Genomic DNA, 2,252 nt, shown 5'->3' with positions numbered 1-2,252 from the left:
GTGCCGGACCATTACACGCCACATTCGTTGCCGATGAGGTCGGAATCCCGACCGTGCTTGTGCCTGAGGCGCCAGGAACGATGTGCGCGCGGGGCGTTCTGCTCTCCGATGTCTCCCGCAGTTTTGTGAAGTCTCACGTGACATTGTTTTGCGATGCAACCTGGCGCGAGGTCCTCGATCAGGCGCAAAGGATGGTCATCGAAGCCGAGCAATGGCTGGTCAGTGAGGGCGTTCCGGAAGACCTGCGGGAGTACGTGCGCGTGATCGAGGCCCGCTATCTCGGCCAGAACTTCGAAGTTCGGGTTGAAGGAGATCTGCCGGACAAGGATTCTTTTGTGCAGGCTTTCTATCGCGTGAACGATGAAGTTTACGGGTACCACGTCGAGGACCGCCAGATCGAAATCGTCAACGCGCGCATTGAGGCGATCGGCAAGATAGCAGCGCCCCTGAGGAGGCCGCCTGCGACAACCGGAACAGTCGACGAGGCGTTTATCGGAACCCGATCGGTGCATATGGGCGAGGAAAATGGCAGCTGGGCCGAGGCCCGGATCTATGATCGCGAACGACTGCCCGTCGGCGCCACCATCGCAGGACCCGCTGTTGTCGAGGAACTCACGGCGACAACGGTTCTTCCCGCAAGCTGGACCGCAGCAGTAGACCCGTGGCGTAACCTCATCCTGACCCGGAAGGAGGCCTGAACCATGAGCGCGATCAATCCCATCGACATGGAAGTCTTCAACAATCGACTTCTTTCCATCACCGATGAGGTGATGAACACGCTGATCCGCTCCTCGTTTTCCACCAACATCAAGGAACGCAAGGACGCCTCGGTCGCGATCTTCGATCGGGAGGGAAGGCTGATCTGCCAGGCTCTCTACATTCCGATGTTGCTGTCCGGAGTGATGGGCGGTGTCGAAACCCTGCTCGAAACGCGTAAGCTCGAAAGCTTGAGGGAAGGTGACGTCTTTATCTGCAACGACGTCTATCTGGCCGGTGGCTCGCACAGCAATGACATATCGATCATCACGCCTGTCTTCCTGGATGGAAGAGTCGAGTATTTTATCGGCAACATCGGCCACCATTCCGATGTCGGCGGCGTTGTTCCGGGCTCGACCGATCACATCCTCACCAGTGTTTTTGCCGAGGGCATCCGCATCCCGCATATGCGAATAATGCGAGAAGGGGTCCTGGACGAGGAACTGCTCTCAATGATTGCGCACAACACGCGCGATCCAATGGAACGCATCCTCGACCTGAAGGTGCAGATCGCGGCGAACAATCAGGGCGCGCGGAGCCTGCGAAGACTGTCGCAGGAGCACAGTCTGGCTCGCGTTCAAAAGAGCATGGCCGACCTGCTGACCTACACCGAGCGGCGAATGCGACAGAAGCTGAGGGAATTGCCGGACGGCGAATATTCGTCGGAAGTCTATACCGATGACGAGGGAGTGCCTGGTCCGTGCAAAAGAATCTGCCTGACGGTCCGGATCCAGGACGGCGGCGTCACGCTCGATTTCGCGGGAAGCGACCGGCAGGCCAAGGGTTCGATCAATATGGGGCGGTATCCGCTGCTGGCCGCGGTTTTCTGCGGCATCAACATGATGGTGGACCCGACCATCCCGGCCAATTTCGGCATGTTCCAGCCGGTCCGCATCGAAGCTCCCAAGGGCACCATCGTCAATCCCGAATTCCCCGCCGCGGTCGGCAACAGGGAATACACGGCTCAACGCGTCGTGCGTGCGATCACATTGGCGTTCGCACAAGTGTTGCCGCGGGAGCGGGCTGTCGCACCCTCCGCGGATATCAACACGGGGATGGCCTTCTACGGCAGGCGCAGGTCCGGCGAGCCCTTCGTTTACGTCGAAGCCGTCGCCGGCGGTGTCGGTGCGACGCTCCATAAGGACGGCATGCATGGCACGCAGGTTGGCATCACGAACACTTCGAACACGCCAGCAGAGGCCCTGGAGATCGAGTTCCCGCTGATCGTGCGCGAGTACGGCCTGGCCAGTGATACGGCGGGGCCGGGACGAACCCAAGGCGGAGCCGCGATCATCCGCGATATCGGTGCACTGGTCGATGGTGTCTCGGTCTCGACCAAAGCTGACGGCAAGAAGAGCCCGGCGCCAGGCATATTTGGCGGCGGGGAGGGCGGTCGAGCCTCGCTCGAATATCATCGCGCCGACGGCACGATCGAAGAAATCGAGATGTTTGTGGTCGACCGGATCATGGCCAAAGGCGAGGCGGCTCGCCTGATT

1 protein-coding gene and 1 pseudogene are annotated in these 2,252 nt (G+C 60.2%); both read left to right on the top strand.

What is annotated here, in order from left to right; translation table 11 throughout:
• Nucleotides 1-698, top strand: a pseudogene (locus EOA29_RS33710) (hydantoinase/oxoprolinase family protein); the annotation flags it as partial.
• A 3-nt stretch (nt 699-701) separates the two neighbouring features.
• The coding region (locus EOA29_RS33705; protein ID WP_145969960.1) for a hydantoinase B/oxoprolinase family protein at nt 702-2,252 on the top strand (1,551 nt) is incomplete at its 3' end.

The sequence above is a fragment of the Mesorhizobium sp. M1E.F.Ca.ET.063.01.1.1 genome (assembly GCF_003998155.1).
Classification (GTDB): domain Bacteria; phylum Pseudomonadota; class Alphaproteobacteria; order Rhizobiales; family Rhizobiaceae; genus Mesorhizobium.
Note: the sequence above shows the minus strand (reverse complement) of the source record. Positions and strands in the feature narration are given on the sequence as shown.